Origin of the sequence: Paraburkholderia sp. ZP32-5, assembly GCF_021390495.1 — a bacterium.
In the GTDB taxonomy this organism is placed as follows: domain Bacteria; phylum Pseudomonadota; class Gammaproteobacteria; order Burkholderiales; family Burkholderiaceae; genus Paraburkholderia.
In genome coordinates this window covers 1-21,589 of record NZ_JAJEJP010000001.1, presented here as the reverse complement: position 1 = coordinate 21,589, position 21,589 = coordinate 1, and the positions used below count along the sequence as shown (strand labels likewise).

Annotated in this window: 14 protein-coding genes; 2 read left to right on the top strand and 12 right to left on the bottom strand. The window is 54.8% G+C overall.

Features of this window, described 5'->3' with window-relative positions; translation table 11 throughout:
• Positions 1–146 precede the first annotated feature (146 nt).
• Positions 147–455 (top strand): hypothetical protein, encoded by a 309-nt coding sequence (locus L0U82_RS00070; protein WP_233827635.1) that lies wholly within the window; start codon positions 147–149, stop codon positions 453–455.
• Between the two features lie 983 nt (positions 456–1,438).
• A complete protein-coding gene (locus L0U82_RS00065) occupies positions 1,439–4,585 on the top strand; it encodes a metallophosphoesterase (protein ID WP_267929287.1) in 3,147 nt (1,048 codons plus the stop codon).
• Between the two features lie 665 nt (positions 4,586–5,250).
• Here L0U82_RS00065 and L0U82_RS00060 read toward each other — a convergent pair.
• The 12 genes from L0U82_RS00060 to dnaA form a co-directional block, all read right to left on the bottom strand.
• Positions 5,251–5,763 carry a hypothetical protein gene (locus L0U82_RS00060; RefSeq protein WP_233827633.1) on the bottom strand — a complete coding sequence of 171 codons (513 nt, stop codon included), beginning with the start codon at positions 5,761–5,763 and terminating at the stop codon, positions 5,251–5,253.
• Positions 5,760–6,383 (bottom strand): hypothetical protein, encoded by a 624-nt coding sequence (locus L0U82_RS00055; RefSeq protein ID WP_233827631.1) that lies wholly within the window; start codon positions 6,381–6,383, stop codon positions 5,760–5,762. Before L0U82_RS00055 ends, L0U82_RS00060 begins: the two co-directional genes overlap by 4 nt.
• Positions 6,380–6,916, bottom strand: a complete 537-nt coding sequence (locus tag L0U82_RS00050; RefSeq protein WP_233827629.1) for a PAAR domain-containing protein — start codon at positions 6,914–6,916, stop codon at positions 6,380–6,382. The genes L0U82_RS00055 and L0U82_RS00050 overlap by 4 nt, the downstream gene beginning before the upstream one ends.
• Before the next feature lie 286 nt (positions 6,917–7,202).
• A complete protein-coding gene (locus L0U82_RS00045; protein WP_233827628.1) occupies positions 7,203–8,054 on the bottom strand; it encodes a hypothetical protein in 852 nt (283 codons plus the stop codon).
• Positions 8,051–9,901 carry an AAA family ATPase gene (locus L0U82_RS00040; RefSeq protein ID WP_233827627.1) on the bottom strand — a complete coding sequence of 617 codons (1,851 nt, stop codon included), beginning with the start codon at positions 9,899–9,901 and terminating at the stop codon, positions 8,051–8,053. Before L0U82_RS00040 ends, L0U82_RS00045 begins: the two co-directional genes overlap by 4 nt.
• Positions 9,902–9,903: 2 nt before the next feature.
• Positions 9,904–11,799 carry a restriction endonuclease subunit S gene (locus L0U82_RS00035; RefSeq protein ID WP_233827626.1) on the bottom strand — a complete coding sequence of 632 codons (1,896 nt, stop codon included), beginning with the start codon at positions 11,797–11,799 and terminating at the stop codon, positions 9,904–9,906.
• Entirely contained in the window at positions 11,796–13,571 is a 1,776-nt protein-coding gene (locus L0U82_RS00030; RefSeq protein ID WP_233827625.1) for a class I SAM-dependent DNA methyltransferase, read from the bottom strand. The genes L0U82_RS00035 and L0U82_RS00030 overlap by 4 nt, the downstream gene beginning before the upstream one ends.
• A 34-nt stretch (positions 13,572–13,605) precedes the next feature.
• A complete protein-coding gene (gene hsdR, locus L0U82_RS00025; protein ID WP_233827624.1) occupies positions 13,606–16,041 on the bottom strand; it encodes an EcoAI/FtnUII family type I restriction enzme subunit R in 2,436 nt (811 codons plus the stop codon).
• 57 nt (positions 16,042–16,098) lie between these two features.
• Complete coding sequence (locus L0U82_RS00020) at positions 16,099–16,275, bottom strand: helix-turn-helix domain-containing protein (protein WP_326489738.1); 177 nt, start codon at positions 16,273–16,275, stop codon at positions 16,099–16,101.
• 208 nt (positions 16,276–16,483) lie between these two features.
• Positions 16,484–18,955: a DNA topoisomerase (ATP-hydrolyzing) subunit B gene (gene gyrB, locus L0U82_RS00015; protein WP_233827621.1), complete on the bottom strand. Its 2,472-nt coding sequence runs from the start codon at positions 18,953–18,955 to the stop codon at positions 16,484–16,486.
• Between the two features lie 113 nt (positions 18,956–19,068).
• The gene (gene dnaN, locus L0U82_RS00010) at positions 19,069–20,172 is read right to left on the bottom strand and encodes a DNA polymerase III subunit beta (RefSeq protein ID WP_233827619.1); all 1,104 of its coding nucleotides are present in this window, start codon (positions 20,170–20,172) and stop codon (positions 19,069–19,071) included.
• Positions 20,173–20,653: 481 nt separating this feature from the next.
• The coding region (gene dnaA / locus L0U82_RS00005) for a chromosomal replication initiator protein DnaA (RefSeq protein WP_233827617.1) at positions 20,654–21,589 on the bottom strand (936 nt) is incomplete at its 5' end.

Genomic DNA, 21,589 nt, shown 5'->3' with positions numbered 1-21,589 from the left:
GCGTTGTTCTTGAACAAAAGCAGCCGTGCAGGTCGCGTGAGGAACTTAGATAACAGGAGAGTTCGACAGGTAAACGAAGCGCGGGCGATGAGTGTTGGCGCACTCACCACCCGCTGACCACAACCAACTCAGACTAGGAGTTGACTATGGCTAAGGCCAATCTTAAACCGCGCCGCGTGCGCGGAGAACAACTAACGGGTGTTTCTGTTGAACTGAAGCGGGCCAGCGAGACAGATAGCCCCGAAGACCAGCGCCGACGAGTCGCATTTCCGTGGATGCCGGTTGTCGATGCGCTGCTTGAGCATGCGGGATTCCTTCCCGGTCAGCGCGTTTACTTCAGCGTCGATTACAGGTCGGGGCAAATCACGATTGCGCCGGATCGCGACTACACGATAGCTGGCAGGCAAATGACGCCAGAGGAAATCAATCGGCGCAGCAGTACTAAGATCGATTAACGCGAATTGGGCGTTGAAACTCAGGGCCACTTTGCAGCGTTTATCTGGTCTTTTATCGCAAGAATGACCCGCCCCCTGAAATAACGCCCCCCAATGCCGGCTTTTTGGTTGGGGAGTAACGAGACCAATTGTGCGAAAGAGGATCGAACAATCTGGCAAAGAGGTGTGCAATAAGCCGAAAATCTTTTACGACAGTAGAAAATAACCCATTAGGGAACTTCACGTATACATATGCTCAACGTGCCGTCAAACTCCGGACTCTGCGACATCTGGACGACGGACTTTCTTAAAAGATCTCATACAACTCGGTAACGCTCCTGAGACGGGTTGCCAAGTCCCGTCTGGAGTAGCCCCCTGAAAAGCCAATCGATGCGTGGGCTTTCAAGGGGCGCCCAAACTACGAATTAGTATCTTTGCGCAGTCCGCGTCTGATCGAGGAAACGAGATAATTGGTCGGTAGGTTGACGTCGCGCGAGGTATTCTGGATTCCATTCCATGGCCGCTCGTCATGCGGCGCGCGGCGCCGCTGACCACTCGTCCAAGCGGTGTATCCCCTCAAGCAGCTTGAGACCAGCCTCAGATTCTGCTCGGGTCGTCGCACCCTTACTGGATAGAGAAATTTCAAAACGAACTCCATGGCGACTACGCAAGCGCTGTGACACAAGCGGAACAACTTCGGGCTCGTACCAATCTATTCGCTCTTAATGACAATCGCTACGACCTCAAAGAAGGCATTCACAAATTCATGCGCTCGAGCCTCAAGTTCGCCATCCACGATCAGTTGCCAGTGTGGCTTCGACGCACTAGGAAGATACGAGTTTGCCGCTATCAGTGAGGGGGGCGTTGGCAGCGCGCACGTCGTGGATAATTGCACACCGCGACATCAATAATTTTTAGATTCGCGCACGAGATTAGATTTAACATGTTCGGCGTTAGCGGATTGCCCTTCGTCAATTGTTCGGAAGCACCTACACACTCCCAAAATGCATAAGATAACGATCGTACATCTTTCCGACCTTCATCTAATGGATGCGTCCATGCCCGACCAGCGGGTTGTCTTAGACGCCCTATTTAAAGACATCGAACTTGAAAGAAAGAGCGTTGGATCGATCGACGCCGTATTTTTTACAGGCGATCTAGTTGGCAAGGGCAAGTATTCATCCGAGACGCACAACGTTGTCTCTGACAGATTTATTCGGCCACTGTTGAAGGCATCTGAAATCGCCAGTGATAGATTTTTCATGGTCCCTGGAAATCACGACGTTGAACAAACAAGACTGCCAGACGCTCTGCGTCCAGTTTTCGGTAATCTCCAAAACACCGAAGCAGTTAACGGGCTTCTTGATCAAATTAATTCGATGCCGTACTTGTGGGCTGGGCTAGAAAATTTTAATAAGCTCCGTGAAAAATTCGTAGCCTCGCCTCGTATCGTAACAAATCCGTTATTCGAATCCTACCGGGTCACAATCGCGGGAAGAAGCGTTGGTATATGTGCAATAAATTCTGCATGGCGAGCCAGTGGAAAAGCAAATGATTTTGATTACGGAGAATTGCTAATAGGTCAGCGACAACTCGACATTCTTAGCCAAAGTGTATCTGATTGCGATTTTAAAATTGCGTTGCTACATCATCCAATTAGCTGGCTTGTTCAATTTGATCAATCGGTCACCTATCGGCATTTGTATTCAAATTTTAACGCTGTGTTCTTCGGTCATAATCACATGGCCGATCTTGCTGCCATGGCCCGCCCCTCCGGAAAAACATTTTTAAGCAATGCTGGATGCCTATATCAAGGGCGCAACTATTTTAATGGATACACTTTGGCCACCTACGACTTTGACAGCGACAAGTGGGATGTCAAAGTCAGGGAATATTATGAAGAAAGAGGAGTATTTTCCGCAAGTGAGCGATTCGCTCCTGGTGGAACTGCAACGTTTAACTTAGGTGGAGCATCTGCGCAGGCTGCTGAACTTCTCTTGCCAACTCAAGAATTTCTAGAGACTATTACCGAGACGATCAATTCACAATTATTGTCAAGTACAATATCGGATATAGCGCCACGAAATTTGAAGCAGCTCTTTGTTGCCCCACAATTATGCACAATATCAGAAAAAAAGGTCGGAAATAATGGCGGTGGCGAGAAAATAGAATATTGTGACCTACTTGAAATTATAAAAAAGTCCGAGCCAGTTCTTTTCGTTGGGCCGAAAGAATCTGGAAAGACAACCATTCTCAATTATATTTGCGCAAATGCCAATGAATTTCCCGACGCTAACGGGGTAATTATTGGTTGTTACGTAAACCTGCATACGCTTCCTAGGCACACTCGCGCAGCCTTTCTTGAGGCGATGACGTCTTTCGCGGGAGGCACATATTCTAGGGCGCAACTTCTTGAGTTGTTGAAGCTCGGGAGGCTGGCTGTCTGTCTGGATAATTTTGACCCCCAAAATTCCAAATTAACCAGTTTGATTAAAGATTTTTTTAATGAATTTAGTGGTAACAAGGTTTATATTTCGACCGTCGAAGACGTGCAGGCATCACTCAATGAGGCGACAGTTACTAAGTTTTTTGACTCACAACAAACGGTTTATATTCACTCCTTCGGCCGGCGACAGACTAGAGAATTAATGAAACGATGGTTCAATGAAGATGCAGAAATCTCGTCCGACCAAGTGGATGGAATCCTTGAATCATTGAAGCGTCTCAACATCCCGCGCACACCGTTTTTGGTTTCAGTATTTCTTTGGGTTCGAGAAAAGAGAATCGCCTTTGATCCCGTAAATCACGCGGAAATCATAGACACACTGATTGATGGAATGCTTGACAAGTTCAGCGAAGCGAAATCGAGAACCCGGCTTGACTCGACGGTCAAGCGCCATTTTTTGACGGACTTAGCGCATCATCTTTATCAGGAAAATAGAGATCGACTTACACACAATGAACTCGATCTATTTACTGCTGAATATTTCAAGAAAAAGCTCCTCACATCCGCGTCAGGTCCATTTATTGAAGAATTGAAGCAAAAAGGGATATTCCTTGATTTAGGCGAAGAGATTTGTTTCAAATTTGATTGTCTGAGAGCTTTCTTTCTGTCCATTCGCTTGCAAGAGTCGTCGTCGTTCTTTGAACTGGCACTCACTCCGTCAGAATTCTTAAAATTAGGTGAAGAATTAGATTACTTCACGGGAAAGCAACGTGGAAGGCAAGATGCTTTAGAGCGTTCCTTGGAGCTTTTGGACAAATTCTTCGAACCTATTGCCTTAAATATAGACTTGGCATTGTTTGATGAAGTGACTTTCACGGAATTTCCTATAAGTGACGAAGATCGAAAAGAAATTGGGAAAGAGCTATATCCACCGCGCCCATCAGAGGCCGAACGTGAAGCTATTCTCGATGAAATAGATGTGCATGAAGCCAAACACACAATCATCGTGACAAACGGGCAGAAACCAAAACTTCATGGAGCCGTGCCCGATTTTGTGGCCGCACTTCAAATTACTTCGAAAATCCTAAGAAATTCGGAGTTGATTGATAATGCGCAATTGAAAATCCACGCTTATCGAAAGATAATTCGATACTGGTCGCAAATTTTGCTTGTCGTCTTACTAGCAATCGAATTACGTGACGAAGCGGAGGAGTTGAAGGTACTCAAAGAGCTGGAGAAATCGCTGCCTGCGACAGGGCTGGATATAGGCGTTCTCTTCAAACTCTTCGCTCCTCGCTCGATCTTTGGGTTAACTCTAGATTCACTCGGAACCAATCAATTGGAGATCGTCATAAAAGAGCATGCTAATACAGCGGATCACTGCATCGAGCAGCTGTTAAGCACTATCTTGCAAATTGATCTTTCTTTGAACGATTATCTGGATTCGGTTGATAAGTTTTTAAAAAGAAACGAAAAACAACGCTTTTCTGCTGCGCTCATCATGCTGAAATTAATCGAGATTTACACGCTTAAGCCGATGTCAGATGCAAGCGCGTCGAGGATGCAAAAGACACTTAGTTCGCTACAGTCAATGATCGTGGCAGATGGAAATCTTAAGCTAGCGCAACGAAATGCGAACAAAATGCTGTTTCTCGAATCAATCAAGAAACGAAGGTCAGACGGCATGAAAAAAGCAAATGATTAAGGCTTCAATTTTTCGTAAGCGAGTCCGTAGCACCGTCTGGAACTGATCGTTGAGTTTGGCTACTTTGGTGTCCACCAAACTATGGTGGACACAACCGCGGACAGACCAGCACAACCCAAACTTCTCGGCGGAGTTCAAACGGCAGATTGTCGAGGCGACGCTACAGCTGGGTACGTCAGCCGCACTGATTGCACGCAAGCATGCCGTCAACGCCACGTAGTCACTATCTGGCTGGCGATTACGGCATGCCCCGCGCCGGTGACACCCGAACCGGCTAGCTGTGTAGTAGTTGCACAAGAACGATCGACAGGTATTTCTGTTGAACTGAAGCAGGCTCGCGAGACGGAGAGCCCGGAGGACCAGCGTCGCCGAGTCGCATTACTGTCCTTGCGCCATTTGAGCTTGGAGCGGGCGTAATGCGCTCGGTCTGTGTCTCGGTAATGGCCAAATTGTCGCCTGCCCCGGTCTCTTTTAGCTTCAATTGCGCCAACGGGGGTTGCGATTAACGAACAGCACGTAGTCGGCAGGGCCGGTGTCAGTGGAGTATTCGCGGACAGCCACACCGGTACCATTTGACAGATTGATTTGCCTGACTTCCTGCACAATTCGTAAGCGTGTAGCCAGTGACGTCTTGACGCGACGTTGGAGTTACCGAGTACTGGGCATCAGTGCTCTTTATAGTGGCGAAGGTCACCCAACGCAAAATACAGATGCCTCGGCGAAGACAGCGACAACAAATATGCGTATCGCACATTCTGATAGCTACCACTTCTACCAAGTCCTCCTAGCGTGTCACTGACACACAAGAATCGATCTCGCCCTTCACTCAACAACCACCACGCTGCCAAATTTGGATTGATCTCGACCGGCTCGTCTTTCCCGGCTAGCAATCGAGTCGCTGCGCTCGTTCGATAGAGAACCCCGTCGTATATCAGCGCATTTGACGCGGTGCCCTGTGCATATCCTATGTCCTTTCCCTTGTATTGAAAAAACGTCGCTTTATAACCAGGTTTGTAGTCATCCTCGTCAATGCTCTCGTTCGTCGGTATGAGCGTCAGGCGAATTTCTCGCGACATTGGACTCGCGCTCATGCAGCTATAGATCAGTGCATCCGATGGCTTTGCGGAATATGCCGCGCTGACTATGAACAAGCCGGGTAGAAGGAACATCCCTTTCATAGATATTCCTTTGAATGGGTGAACTTGACGTAATCGGGATTGAACTTCCAGAAAATGGTGCCGCCGTAAGCTGCAGTCGACTCATAAACGTGATCGTAGCGATAGAGCTCGGTTTTTTCGATGGTGATTTTTCCAGCGACCTTCTTTTTCGTGAACTTGTATTTGATTACCAGCTTCGTCGATTCCTTGATGTCGTAGATGTTGTGCGAGGGATCGGTGAATTTGATTCCAACCGCGACCTTCGGATGTGTGGAGTAATGTGACTTGATGTCGGCTCCGTCCCAGAAATAGGCGCCGTTCGACTTGTCCTGACCGTAAGCCAGTGCGTTTCGTGCTGCGGCGATGGCGGTCTTCATCCCGCGATCCTTCTCGATCTGAGCCTCCGTTGCCTTCATCAGTTGCGTATATCGGGGATTCCCGTCGCTTACCACAAACGAAAAGGATCTTTCTGACGAAACGAAGGTACTCATGTCCGAGTACCCTCTCGCATCACGCTGCCGCACTAGTACGCTGGCTAGAGCGAATATCTCATCAGCGTTGTTATCAGGTGATGACTCGCCATACGCCATCGCCGCGAGTCGTCGCGTCTGTGCATCGAGCGTCGCTTTCTTGTCTTTCATATTTTCGCCACCGAGTCACGCGCGAGCCACATGACGGTGCGCAGATTTGCGTCGCCCGCGACGACAGAGCTTTTCCCGCTGTCAAAGCTCGCAGCCTGTGTGTGCATTTCGCCGTCCTTGAGCAGGTCGTATTTATAGCCTTTCACAGGGTTCCCATGCTCGTCTTCCAGGCCGAACCACTGTTCGATCACTTGTTCCTCGTGATCGCCCCCTTCTGGCGGCCCAGACGTGAGGAGGTCAGAGCTCGAAGGACTCCCTCCGGATACAAGCTCAACTAGATCCAGATGCTGTGAAGCGATCAGAACGGCCCCACACGACGTCTTCATCCCTTCAAGCGCGATCGGTGTTCCTTTAAATGAGAAGCTGGCCACACCTTCGACGATCTGGTGATGGCCAGAGCACTTTGGACAGGTCACTGCATGGCCAAGGCCGGCGATCGGTTTGCCATAGCACTGCATCTCGGGAAAGCCTTCGATCACGGTACCACCGTGAGAGGTCTTGTCGCCTACGCGAATTTTTGCTCGTGCAACCATGCGCCATTTCCTCATATGAGACGTGAGAAAACTAGCAGAGGCGGTCCCTTCGCGCAACAATGACCGAGGTGCCCGGGTCGCGGAGCACCCCGTCAATCGCGTGGACGAACTCACGCCGTGGCGCGTTGCTGATCAGCTTCGCGTACACCGGTAACTCCAACGTCAGGTCAAGACGTCACTGGCTACACGCTTACCTTCGCGCCGGCTCTTTGCAAAATGCAATCCAATTCCCGACCACTTCGCAAGCCCAGCCGACGCACCAGATGGTATGAGACATAGGCATAGTTCAGGCAGCGATCTTGAGCAATTCCGGATGTGCCAAAAGATCATTTACCAACAGGCACAGCGCCTTTGGTGCCTGCTTTTCGACACACGCCTTTGCAACGGACGAGAACTCCTGATCCTCCGAGCACAGTTGCGCGAGGGCTCGTGCAGCCACTAGGCGTAGTGCCTCTTGTGTCTGTAGAAGCGCGTGTGAATCTGCATCTTCAAACTCCTTAATTCGCTCAAGACATTTGTCCCAAGTCTCGGCCCGGTTCTTGTTGAGCAAACGCAAGCGATTTAGGCCCAACACCTCGATAGTGAGCGTTACTCGATCCTCGTTCTGCTGTGACAGACCGGGGCTAGGCGTTGCTACGCACTCGCCATCGTCGAAGCGCTCAAACGACACAAACCACGCCTCATTTGCAAGCGGATCAATTAGCAGAGACCCTTCTGCCAGAAGAGTCGGCAAGACGGCTGGCAGGGCGACACCTGGTATCTGCACGGGGAAGAGATCCCGCTTCTTGACGTTAAGAAGCTGTCCAGCCAGGCGATAATTTTTCCAATCGAAGGTCAGCCACCAGTAGCCAGATCTTTGAGTTCCGTCCATCTGTGCCGCACGCCCTTTGGGTCGAAAATGATCGACGTGGTACGACGACACGGATTCTTTCGCTTCGCTGTACCAGCACTTGCGGTGATGGACGTCTGTCAGCCAATTCAAAAGTCTTGGATCGCGCCAAAGCTTTCTATGTGCGAATGCCAAGGCAATGCGCGTTTTGTCATCGGGCGCATTCCTGAGTTGCTCTGTTAGCGCCGCGGCTTCGTCTAGCCAGTCTTGCGGAGGCGAACTCCCAGGAGGAATGCGAACTGGCCTCATGCCTCACCCTCCTTCGTCGGTCTCAAAGCTTTTGCAAGCGACTCCATTTCACTCAAGCGCTTATCCGCAACCATGGCTTTGGCAATCTGCTGAGCTAACTGGTCTTGATGTGTCTGCTGCTCCTGTGTCAGCAACTGCGCCATTGGCAGACTGCGCGCCTCATACATCTTCTGGATAAACAATTGATAAAGCGGATCTCGGTACTCGCGCGAAAAGCCGAGATCAGTTAGATAGGCTTTCAGGCGCTCTAACTCAGTTCTCTCACCTGGAACAAGCTCGTTCCTTGCCTCCTTAGCGAGCAACTCGTTTCGTCGATCCAAATCTTCGATCGTGCGCTGGTCCAATGTAGAACTCAAACCGAACAGTTCGCTCTTTAGCAGCCCGGCTACGCCCATGCCACGAGGATTTTCATCTGGGACATCCACCACAGTCCTATCGGGGCCTTTGCGCAGTATATGTACTTGCTCACGTTGTAGGCTTCCAAGCAAGATCGGGTCATGTGTGGTCAGCAACACCTGAGACTCCCCCGACGCGCCTAAACCAGCCTCGTTCGCCATCGCATCCTTGATGTCATCGAACAGACGCAATTTCCACAGCGGGTTCAGATGGGTGTCCGGCTCGTCGAGCAGAAACAGGCAATGGTCTTCCCGCGTGATACGCATCAGGCCAAGCACCGTGAGCATCTGCATCTCGCCTTCGGAAAGCTGGGCGAAGCTTACTTTGCCGCCATGCTCGTCAACCTTTTTGACCGTGATGCGTACCTCGTCGATCAAGTCGCCGATGTAGGCACCTTCTGCGTAGCGAAAAAAACTGTCCGTGCCGGCAACCAGATCGCCCAATTTCTTCAGATCGGTCTGGCTAGGCACAAACAAGTAGAGCTGCTTCTGCTTCTCGGTGCGGCCGCGAAAATCGAGTTGTTTGAAGGTTTCCTGCTCGATGGGCGCCCAAGCCACCTGCCATAGTTTGTCCAGGAACTCACTCACAACGTTGCCCCGCGCGTACCAGAAGCGTGGATCCCCTTCGTTCAATTCGTTCTCGTCAAACTTCCCTTCACGGCGTTTGGTACGCAATCGATGCGGTTCCTTCAGCACGAACAGCGCAGACTCCAGCGATTCGATGTGCAGATTCCTCAGCACCTTCTGGAAAACCGGGTCGTCCGACAGCAAACATGCCAGCAGAACCAACTGGCTGTGGCCGCCGCGACAATAGAACAGTCGACGCAGACGATCGTCGCCGGCCTGTTTCAGCCGAGCCTCTCGCCGACGCTTGGCTTCATCCACTGCCCGGATGTCCGCATCGCTTGCAGCGAAGTTAGCAAGCAGCTGCTCAGGCAGCACCTCGTCCGTTGTGATTTCTTGGCGCTGGTTGAAGCGGCGCTGATGCTCCTGAAACAAGGCTTCGATGCGCTCGTTGCGGCCCGAGTAGTAAGCGAAGACATGGGTCGGCAACAAGCGCGGTCCGCGTCTCTCATCGCGCGGAGTCTTCTCGGGCGGGTCGTTTTTATTCAAATAGTCCTGGGTAACACGATCACCATCCACCCAAACATAGGGCCGCTTTTGCCTTGCAGTGTCGGCCTGAATTCGCACGATATGACCACGAATCTCGTACTCCAGCGTGTAGTCAAACGCAGCGTCTTGATTGAGATCCACGTCGCGAAAGATGGTGACCAGCGCCTCAATCAGGTTGGACTTGCCGGTACCGTTCTGACCGATCAAGGCATGGCTCCGAATGACCTTCGGCGTAGCATCGGTGGCCGCGCCCGGTATGGGCGATAGCTCCGTCGCGAAATCGATCGCTACCTCGCGCAGATTGCGAAAATGTGGAATGACCAAGTGTCGCAACTGCATACTCAGGCTCCCGCCGCGTCGGCGGCCTTCTCTCGAACCCCGGCCACCGAAGGCGTGGCAATCCAACCGTGTGCGACTTCGACCTTTAGTTGCGCGTAGAAGGCGTCGATCTCCCCGCCGAAGCGCTGCCAAAGATCGCGGGCCTGCATCTCGCCGTTGTGGCGGACCAGAAGGGTGGCCAGAGGGGCCTGAGCTTTCACGTCGGGCGGAGTTCCCAGCCGCAACGGAGCGATCAGTTCGGTTTGTGGGGTTTTCACGGGGGCGTCCACTTTTCGTTCGATGGTGATGCCAGTGAGGGTGGCGACTGCAGCAGTACACAGTTTTTCTGCAACATCGTTCATGGCATTGAGTTGCTCCACCAAGGCATCGCAAAGTTGCAGATGCCGGCGCAAGGTTGTCAATATGTCGGGAAGAACGTGCGCAGGCGGAACGGGAATTGGGACACTACCTACTTGGACAAGATTCAGGCCGGGCTTGTCTCCATAGATGTATCGTTCTAAGAACGCTCGGCCACCAAAAGCGTTGACCATCCAGAAGTGAATGAATTCGGACAGGCTCGGCTTTTGCAGTCTAATCAGAGCCACGTGCTGGCTAACATAAGCACTGTTTGGTAGATCAGGAACCACTGCACATCTGCCGACATTCCCGCCCGTGATCGTAAGCAAAAGGTCGCCTTGGCGAACTAAGGTTCTCTTGCCTTCAACTCGCTCCGGCAAAGTGACGAAGGCGGGATTATCGAAGATCAGCTCATCCTGTCGAATATCTTGGGAGCGAATGAAAGAATCACCCGCGCTAGCCATGTAGGCTTTCCAACCTCGCGATCCACTGGTGATGTATTCGGAAAGATCGGCTAGCGTTTTCCACTCCCATCCCTCAGGAAGCGGGCTACGGTCCTCGTTCGAAGAATCGTCGCTTGCAGTCAGTTTTGACTGCGCCAAAAGGATGCCCCGGAGAGCCAGATCGAACAGCATATCGCGGAGAAGCCGGACATCCGCTGGCACGCTGAACAGGGACTCGAAGTTAGCGTGCAAGCGTTGCCAGCTTTCTTGCAGTTCGTGCGGACTTTGGGCGCTGGTGATGGCTTGCAAGGTTGACTGGCGTAGGGCGTTTTGCACCTTGCGGCGATCGTGCTGCTGCGCTTCCAACTGGTCGCACAACGCCATCAGCTCATCGACTTTGGCGATGATGCGCGATTGTTCCCGTTGAGGAGGAAATGGAAACAGGGCCTCACGTGCAGAATCGGTGCCAAGCCGAGGGAGGTTCATTCCATAGGTAGAACCGTCGGCATAGGAGATGAAGTACGGCGACTTCAGATACCAACGCAAATATCCGGCCTCAATGTTTTCGAAGAACGAAATAGGACTGATCTCAGTTGTACAGACGCCAGGATATTCGGCTATCAGCACCTTGTCGAGGTAAGGGCGCAGCTTTCCGTACAGTACGGCTCCAGCAGGAAAGCCATTCTTTGTGCTTTTGAATTTCCGATCACGTGCCAGTACCTTGGACAAAAGTTTCGAAGTGCCTTTCTCGATGTCTTCGAGCTCAAGTACCCACGTTTCCTCGCTAACATCTTCGAACTCAATCTTGGGAGAATCCCCGTAGTTTGTAACATAGCCAAGGCGAGTCCACGTCCAATCGTCTGGCAAGACCCACGGCTGATCGCCTTCGACAACCTGCTTTGGATCGGGTTGTCGCTTGAGTGCCTTTTGGGCAACCAATGTCCGTTGACGCTTCCTGTTGAGTTCGATCAAGGCGCGTGCCGACGTGTCACCTGGGACACGTTCCGAGAGTCGACCAGAAATACCCAGCTGCAGCACCAATTCCCGCAACCGCGCCACGCCCCCCGGCGCTTCGGCGAAATGCCCAAACTCTGCCAAAAACTGCTGCGCATCCATCAAGCGTCCTCGCTGAGGAAGTGGTGCACCAGTGCGGCGGCGAGCTCGCTCTTCAGGCTATTTTCGGTTTCTTCGATCTGGCCAAGCAGGGACTTGTATTTCTCCAGCAGCACGTCGGGGTCGTGGCTCTCTTCTTCCGGCGCATTGGGATTCTTCAGGTCTAGGTTATAGATGGGCCAATACAGACGATCGCCAGCGACCTGGGCATCGCGGGCTTGCAGGCGCAGCCCTTCGACTTGCGGGCGCAGCATCTCAATCTCGTTTTCGACCGACCGGCGTTGTTTGGCATTGCTCACGCGCTTGATGGAATCTTTCAGATCACGGATCCGATTGTCCAGCACGCCGGCTTCATTGCTCAGTTGCTCGGCACGGTCCCAATGTGGTTGCGCCGCGGCCTCGGCCTCCTCGCGCTTGGTCTTAAAATCCACCTTCCAAGCGAATTCATTCTCTGCGCGCTCGGCAAAGTCGTTGGCCTCATTACCCCACCAATCCTGCTCCCGCTTGAACTCTTCGAACCGGATGGGTTTGGTCTTGCTGTAGCTCTTGTAGCCGGGCGGGTACGGGTGCTCGTAGTACCAGATCGTCTCGGTGTGGAAGTGCTCGGTGCCGTCGTCCACGGTCGCGCGCCTGGTGAAGAACAGCAAGTTGGTCTTAATGGTGGTATAGGGTGCGAACACACCTTTAGGCAGGCGAACGATGGTGTGTAGATTGCAATCGCGCAGCAGCAGCTTCTTTAGCGCGGCTTTGATACCGTCGCCAAACAAGAAGCCATCGGGCAGGACCACTGCGGCGCGGCCGTTTTCCTTCAGCAGCTTCTTGACGATCAGAGCCATAAACATGTCGGCCGTCTCGCGGGTACGAAGGTCGGATGGGTAGTCGCTGCCGACGCCGTCATCTTCATAGCCGCCGAAGGGCGGATTGGTGATGACACAGTCCACCTTGTCGTTGGCGCTCCATTCGTTCCAGCCGATGCCAAGGGTGTTCTTGTGCTCGATCTGACTAGGTACGTCGATGCCATGCAGCAGCATGTTAGTGGTGCACAGCAGGTGCGGCAGCTGTTTTTTCTCGATGCCGCGAATGGCTTCCTCGATGGCTTTTTGCTCTTTTGCGCCTGACTTGGTGGTTCGTTGATTTCGCAAATAGTTGATGGCGGCTGTAAGGAAGCCACCGGTCCCACACGCTGGGTCCAGAACAACGTCCCTACTTTTCAATCGCGGATCGACGCGATCTACCATGAACTGCGTGATGGCGCGCGGCGTGTAGAACTCACCGGCGTTGCCGGCGCCACGCAGATCGTTAAGCAATTGCTCGTATACGTCGCCTAAGTTGGCGCGCGTCTTGAAGTCGTGGAAGTCGATGGATTCTTCCAGCTTCTCGATCACTGCCAGCAGCTGGGTGCCAGACTTCATATAGTTGTTGGCATCCTCGAAGACGCTGCGGATCACCTTGTGCTGCCCACTCACATTGGCATCAAGTTCTTTAAGCGTGGGGAACAACTCGTTGTTGACGAAGCTGATAATCTCGCTGGCAGCTTTTTGGGGTGCCTTCTTGCCATCCGAGCCCGCGACATAGGCGGCCCAGTTACGCCAACGCGTGCGTTCAGGCAACGGGGACTGGTACTTTGGGTTGTCGTCTTCCCACTCTTCTTCACGCTGATCGAAGACCTTGAGGAAGAGCATCCAGGTTAGCTGCCCTAGGCGCTGGGCATCGCCGTCGACACCGTCGTCCTTGCGCATGATGTCCTGGATAGATTTAATGGTGCTGCTGAGGTTCATTCCGTTGTTCTCGTATCACGAGGCCTGAGATAGTTCAGGCCTGTTTCCGTTCGCTCTGGTCATACAGCGCTTGTTCGAGAGCTTGTACGGCCTGGGTGTATTGTTCGATGCTACCGAAAATGCCGCGCCGAATTTGCGTCTTGCTACCGAACTGGTCGAAAGGCGGTAATTCCAGCACCTTTGCGTCTTCGATGTCCTGTACTCCGTGGTCGGCAAACTTCTCGAGCAGTGCCTCGAGCACGGCGCGGGCTTGTTCGCCGTACTTGCCAAACACATCACGCCTCTTGACGTTGTTGGCGCGCTCGCGACGAGTCAGCGGCTTCTGATCGAAGGCGACGTGGGCAACGAGATCGAAGACGTCGAGCTCGGCGCCGTTGGGCACGGCCTGTTGCAGGACCTCTAGCGGCACTCCGTGTGCGGCCAATTCTTCCAGCACGACCTGCTTGCGCTCGGCGCTGTTCCAGCGGCGCAGGAAATCGGTGAGATCGCCAAACTCGGCTTGCAATGCTTTTTTTATATCGTCCTTCAGGAGGACGCGGTAATCCTCTGTGATGAGCTTACCGTCGGCATCGAGGTACTGCGAACGCTCGACGGCAACGCGGACGTTCACGTCATCGATTACATACTTAACCCGACCATTTCCGCCACTATTACCCGCTTTGCGACCGGGTAGTGTGCCGTCGCGGCCTGCAGTATCGGAGCTAAAGGGCGGTGGCTCGGGATCGACTCCGCTGGGTCCTTCAATGACTTCCGGCGGAACCACCGGGTCATCGGGCTTGGGTTCATAAATCACCACCGGTTCGCCGTCGAAGTCTGGGTCGGCGAACAGGCGCGTAGCACCCTTGAAATCCATGATGGTGAAATAGAGTTTCTGGTAATCCTCGCGTAGCCGTGTGCCGCGTCCGATAATCTGCTTGAACTCAGTCATCGAGTTGATATTTTGGTCCAGCACGATGAGCTTGCAAGTCTTCGCATCCACCCCAGTAGTGAGCAGCTTGGACGTGGTGGCAATGACCGGATAGGGCTCGTCGTTGTCGATGAAGTAGGAGAGCTGGGCCTTGCCTTCGTTGTCGTCACCGGTGATGCGCATCACATAGCGTCGGTTGCTGGCAGCGGCTGGGATGATTTTCACCAGCTCTTGACGCATGCGCTCGGCGTGGTCCTGATCGTCACAGAAGATAATCGTCTTGGCCATTGAGCCTGTGGCTCTTAGGTATTCCCAGACCTTGCTGGCCACCAAGCGGGTACGCTTTTCCAACACCAGGTTGCGGTCGAAATCTTTGGTGTTGTAAAGGCGTTGGTCGACTATCTGGCCGAGCTTGTCGACCTTGCCCTTTTCAGGCGTGTAGCCCACGGCATCGACATCGGTAGCAATGCGGATGACCTTGTAGGGCGCAAGAAAGCCATCCTCGATGCCCTGCTTGAGCGAGTAGGTATAGATCGAGTCACCAAAGTAGGTAAAGTTGCTGGCCTCCTTGGTTTCCTTAGGCGTAGCGGTCAGACCGAGGTGAGTGGCGCTGCTGAAATAGTCGAGCACATCGCGCCAGGCGGAATCATCGGCCGCGCTGCCACGGTGGCATTCATCAATCACCACGAGGTCGAAAAAATCCGCGGGGAATTGTCGGTAGATCTGCTTCCATTCATCCCTGCCCGTCACGGCTTGGTAGAGCGCCAGGTAGATCTCGTAGTTCTTCTTGACCTCGCGATTGGTGACCTTGTGCATCACCTCGCCAAACGGGGCGAAGTCCTGCTGCATGGTCTGGTCGACGAGAATGTTACGATCGGCCAAGAATAGGATACGCTTCTTGGCCTTGGCCTTCCACAGGCGCCAGATGATCTGGAAGGCGGTGTACGTTTTACCGGTGCCGGTGGCCATGACCAGCAGTACTCGTTGCTGGCCTTTGGCGATGGCTTCGATGGCGCGGTTGATCGCGACACGCTGGTAGTAGCGCGGTTCCCTACCGCTGCCATCGGTGTAGAAGGGCTGTTCGACCAGATTGACCGCGTCGGCGTCGGCAAGGCCTTTCCATTGCTGGTAAAGCGGCCACAAGTCGTTCGGCGACGGAAATTCTGTGAGCAAGAGTTCGCGCTCAACAGGGTGCGTTAGGCCTGTACGGTCATGCAGCAGGAAGCCATCGCCATTACTGCTAATGGCAAAGGGCGCATCCAACATCTCAGCATAAGCCAAGGCTTGCTGCATTCCATGCCCCAAAGAATATTTAGCCTGCTTGGCCTCAACTATGGCAATGGGGACGTTGGCACGGGCGTAGAGAACGAAATCGGCGCGCTTGGGGCCACCTTTAGCGTCGGGGTTTTTGACGCGCGCTGCGAGTTTGCCACGCACCATCACGCGGCCATCGGTGAGTTTCACTTCCTCGCGAAACTGGTCCTGCTTCCACCCGGCCGCCTGAATAGCGGGGGTAATGAACTTGGTGCAGATATCTCGTTCGCTCAACTCATTCTTATCCACCCCTGGCCCTCCCCTTGTTCCGCCGTTGACTCCCTGCTGGCAGCGAAAATACCTCGATCAATCATTTACCGCAGCGGCGTCTTCATCGGGTGCGTATTCCAGAAGATCGGCGACATTGCACTGGTAGTGCCTACAGATGGCATTGAGAGTCTCAAGGTCAATGCGCGCCGGAGTCTCTCGATAGAGACTGGTCACCGTGTTACGCGACAAGCCAGTGGTGGAGCGGAGGAGGATCGAACTCAGGACCTTTAAATCACGAATTCGAAGTTACTTTCCGCCATCAGTTAACCATGGCGCGCTCAACAGGGGGGCGCGTTCGACCGACCTTGCGGGGCGCAGTCTCTTTGGCGCAATGTAGGCCAGTAGCACTGATTTTGTCGCTCAGTAGCAAACTTGTGGCGCCAGTAGCAATTACTCTGGCGCCCCACGTCTGCAACCGTCATCAAACATCAATATTCCCCGCCCGCAACGCATTAGATTCGATGAAAGCCCTCCGCGGCTCCACATCATCCCCCATAAGCGTAGTAAAGATGCCGTCCGCAGCAATAGCATCCTCAATCTGCACTCGCAGCAATCTACGCACGGTGGGATCCATAGTCGTCTCCCAAAGCTGCCCAGGATTCATCTCACCCAAGCCCTTATACCGCTGCTTCGACATATTCCGCTCAGCATCAGCCAGCAACCACTTCATCGCACTCTTGAAGTCAGTAACCGCCATACTCCGCTCGCCCCGCTTGATCACCGCGCCTGCCTGAATCAGCCCCTTAAACGTATTAGCCGTATTAACAAGCTGCTGATAATCCGCGGTCAGCTGAAACTCTTCATCGATCACCGAAATCTTCTGATTCCCATGATGCGTGCGCGCGACGCGCAGCGAGCGCAGCTCCCGCACCGGGTCATACATCGTCGTAACGTAAACCTCGGGCTTCAGCGCATCGTCGCGCAGCTTCGCCTCGAGCGCGCGAGCCGAAGCCTCGGCCGCCTGCTCGCTGGAAAGGTCGATAGCGACACCATCCATCACCGCCTCGAGCGCACCCGCGTCATACAGCCGGCTCAACCGGTCCACCACCGCCTGCGCCAGCAGATAAGCCCGCGCGAGCTCACCCAACGCATCGCCGGTAATCGGCGTCGCCCCTTCACCCGACACCAGCTCCGAGCCCTGCAGCGCCAGCCGCAGAATATGCGCATTCACCTCCGACTCATCCTTCAGATACCGCTCGTCCTTACCCGCCTTGATCTTGTACAGCGGCGGCTGCGCGATATAGATGTAGCCGCGCTCGATCATCTCCGGCATCTGCCGGTAGAAGAACGTCAGCAACAGCGTGCGGATGTGCGCGCCGTCGACGTCAGCATCGGTCATGATGATGATGCGGTGATAGCGCAGCTTGTCGAGGTTGTAGTCCTCTTTGCCGATACCGCAGCCCAGCGCGGTAATCAGCGTGACGATCTGCTCGGAAGAAAGCAGCTTGTCGTAGCGCGCCTTCTCGACGTTCAGCACCTTGCCGCGCAGCGGCAAAATCGCCTGAAACTTCCGGTCACGCCCCTGCTTCGCCGAGCCACCCGCCGAGTCGCCCTCGACGATATAAATCTCCGACTTCGCCGGATCCTTCTCCTGGCAGTCCGCGAGCTTGCCCGGCAGGCCGACGCCGTCGAGCACGCCCTTGCGGCGCGTCATCTCGCGCGCCTTGCGGGCCGCGTCGCGCGCCCGCGCCGCATCGACGATCTTGCCGCAGATGATCTTCGCGTCGTTCGGCGTTTCGAGCAGGAATTCCTCGAGCGCCTTCGCGACCACTTCTTCCACCGGCGCGCGCACTTCCGACGACACGAGTTTGTCTTTCGTCTGCGAGCTGAACTTCGGCTCCGGCACCTTCACCGACAGCACGCACGACAGCCCTTCACGCATGTCGTCGCCCGAGGTCTCGACCTTCGCCTTCTTCGCGACTTCGTGATCGGCGATGTACTTGTTCAGCACGCGCGTCATCGCCGCGCGCAGACCCGTGAGGTGCGTGCCGCCGTCGCGCTGCGGAATGTTGTTGGTGAAGCACAGCACGTTTTCGTTGTAGCTGTCGTTCCACTGCATCGCGACTTCCACGCCGACGCCGTCCTTCTCGCCAATGATGTGGAAAATCGTCGGGTGCAGCACGGACTTGTTCTTGTTGATGTACTCGACAAAGCCCTTCACGCCGCCGACGAACGCGAAATCTTCTTCCTTGCCCGAGCGCTGATCGAGCAGGCGAATCCGCACGCCGTTATTGAGGAACGACAGTTCGCGAATGCGCTTGGCGAGAATGTCGTAGTGGTATTCGACGTTGCCGAAAATTGTCTCGTCGGCCATGAAATGCACTTCGGTGCCGCGGTTTTCGGTGTCGCCGGTCACCAGCATCGGCGAGGTCATCACGCCGTCGATTTCTTCGAGCACGCGGTTTTGCGGCACGCCACGGTGAAATTCCATGAAGTGCTTCTTGCCGTCGCGGCGCACCGTGAGGCGCAGCCACGCGGAGAGCGCGTTCACGCACGACACGCCCACGCCGTGCAGGCCGCCCGACACCTTGTAGCTGTTCTGGTCGAACTTGCCGCCGGCGTGCAGCTCGGTCATCACGATTTCGGCGGCGCTGCGCTTCGGATCGTGCTTGTCGTCCATCTTCAGGCCGGTCGGTACGCCGCGGCCGTTGTCGGTGATCGAGATCGAGTTGTCGGCGTGGATGATCACCTGGATGTCGTTGCAATGCCCGGCGAGCGCTTCGTCGATCGAGTTGTCGAGCACTTCGAACACGAGGTGGTGCAAACCGGTGCCATCCGATGTATCCCCGATGTACATCCCAGGACGCTTGCGCACGGCCTCCAGACCTTCGAGGATCTGAATGGACGAGGCGCCGTAGCTGTTATCGGGCTGCGTATTGTTCGTTTCAGTCATGGATTTTTTCCGGTTCTGCGTTGCTGCTTGGTTGCTGCTCTGGACTTTTCAAAACACCATAAAAACGCCAAAGGGGCGCTGCGCCCCTTGGTGTGTTCTTGGTGTTGGACGTATCAGATGCGCATCGGCATCACTACGTATTTGAATTCGTCGTTCTCGGGAATCGTGATCAACGCGCTGGAGCTGGCGTCGCCCAGACTCACTTGCAGCATGTCCACCTTCAGGTTCGCGAGCACGTCGAGCAGATACGTGACGTTGAACCCGATATCGACGCTATCGCCGTCGTATGCGATTTCCAGTTCTTCCTGCGCCTCTTCCTGATCGGCGTTGGTCGACATGATCTTCAACTGGCCCGGCTCGACGATGCAGCGCACGCCCTTGAATTTGTCGGAGGTCAGGATCGCCGCGCGTTGCAGCGAGCGCTGCAGTTCTTCGCGGCCAATCTGGAATTTGTTCTTGTGCGACTTTGGAATCACGCGCTGGAAGTCGGGGAACTTGCCTTCCACGAGCTTCGACACGAGTTCGACCTGGCCGAACGTGAACTTGACCTGCGTTTGCGCGATGTCGATCTTCAGCGTGTCGTCGATGTCTTCGAGCAGACGCTGCAGTTCGAGAATCGTCTTGCGCGGAATGATCACTTCCTGGCGCGCGAACGAACCTTCGATCTTCATCGACGAGAACGCGAGGCGGTGGCCGTCGGTCGCGACCGCCATCAGCTGGTCGCCGTCGACCACCAGCAGCATGCCGTTCAGGTAGTAGCGGATATCCTGCTGGGCCATCGAGAAATGGACCATGCCGAGCAACTGGCGGAAGGTTTTCTGCGGAACCACGAGGCTTGCGCCGTAGTCTTTAGCCTGAGCGACGGTCGGGAATTCGTCGGCGGCGAGCGTTTGCAGCGCAAAGCGGCTCTTGCCGGATTGCACGGTCAGACGCTTGTCGTTCAACGTGAGCGTGACCTGGCCGTCGGGCATCGCACGCAGAATGTCGAGGAGCTTGCGTGCTGCCACCGTGGTCGCGACCGAATCGTTGCCCACGCCAAAATCGGCGCGCGTGGTGATCTGCAACTCGAGGTCGGTCGACAGGAACGAGACGTCCGGACCGTTCTTGGTGATCAGCAAATTGGCGAGGATCGGCAACGTATGGCGGCGTTCGACGATGCCGCTCACGGTTTGCAGCGGCCTGAGGAGGTTATCGCGTTCGGTCTTGACCAGTTGCATAGGGTTCCTTCGTTGATATAACGGCCTGCACGCCTTACAGGACAGGCTTCTCCGGCATGCAGCCGCGGCTCCCCGCCGGCGCCACGGGAGCGCCCGACACGGCGTGAAATCCGCCCGTGGCCGCCGGGCGGTTAAACCTGTATTGTGCCTGAAAACGGGACCGCCTCACTAAATTGGGGGCGAGTTCGGGAATAAACAGGTCGATTTTCCCGGGTGTTTTCCGGATTGCTCGCGGGTTTTTGCTTCGGTCCGCTGGGCGGCTCATTTGGTGGGAAGTTTGCCGGGCCGGTTTCCGGCCAGCGTCGGTCCGCTTTCACCTCGTTTCGCCGCCTTTTTCTGCCTTCGCTCTCCACGGTTGCCACGCCCGGCGGTCTCTGCACGTTCCGCAGACCGCTTTTTAGCTTTCCGCCTTTCGCCTTTTCGCCGCTGACGTGGCCGTTGCCCTATCCGCGGTGCTTTCAGCCGTTTTCGGCCACCGCACTTAGCCCTTCAGCGTCTGCTCCAGCACGTGCAGTTCATGGTTCAGTTGCGCGTCCTTGCTGCGCTCGTCGGCGATCTTGCGCACCGCGTGCAGCACCGTCGTATGGTCGCGCCCGCCGAACAGCTCGCCGATTTCCGGCAGGCTCTTCTGCGTCAGCTCCTTGGCCAGATACATCGCGATCTGTCGCGGCCGCGCGATATTCGCCGGACGCTTCTTCGAATACATATCCGCGACCTTGATGCTGTAGAAATCAGCGACGGTCTTCTGGATGTTCTCCACCGAAATCTGCCGATTCTGCACCGTCAGCAGGTCTTTCAGCGCTTCTTTCGTCAGCTCGATCGTGATTTCGCGACCGTGGAACTTCGAATACGCGAGGATCTTGCGCAGCGCGCCTTCCAGCTCACGCACGTTCGAGCGCAAGTGCTTCGCGACGAAGAACGCGACGTCCTCGTTCAGGCTCACGAACTCCGATTGCGCCTTGCGCATCAGAATCGCGACGCGCATTTCGAGCTCGGGCGGCTCGATCGCGACGGTGAGGCCGGAGTCGAAGCGCGAGATCAGGCGATCGTCGATACCCGATATCTCTTTCGGGTAGGTATCGCTGGTGATAATGACCTGCGCCTTGTTCGCAACCAGCGCCTCGAACGCGTAGAAGAATTCCTCTTGCGTGCGCGACTTGCCGGAAAAGAACTGAATATCGTCGATCAGCAGCAGATCGAGCGAGTGGTAGTAGCGCTTGAAGTCGTCGAACGCCTTGCGCTGGTAGGCCTTTACCACGTCGGACACATATTGTTCCGCGTGGATATAGCGGATCCGCGCGCCGGCCTTGTCCATCAGCAGCTGGTTGCCGATCGCGTGAATCAGGTGGGTCTTGCCCAGACCGACGCCGCCATACAGGAACAGCGGGTTATACGAGATGCCGGGGTTGTCCGCGAC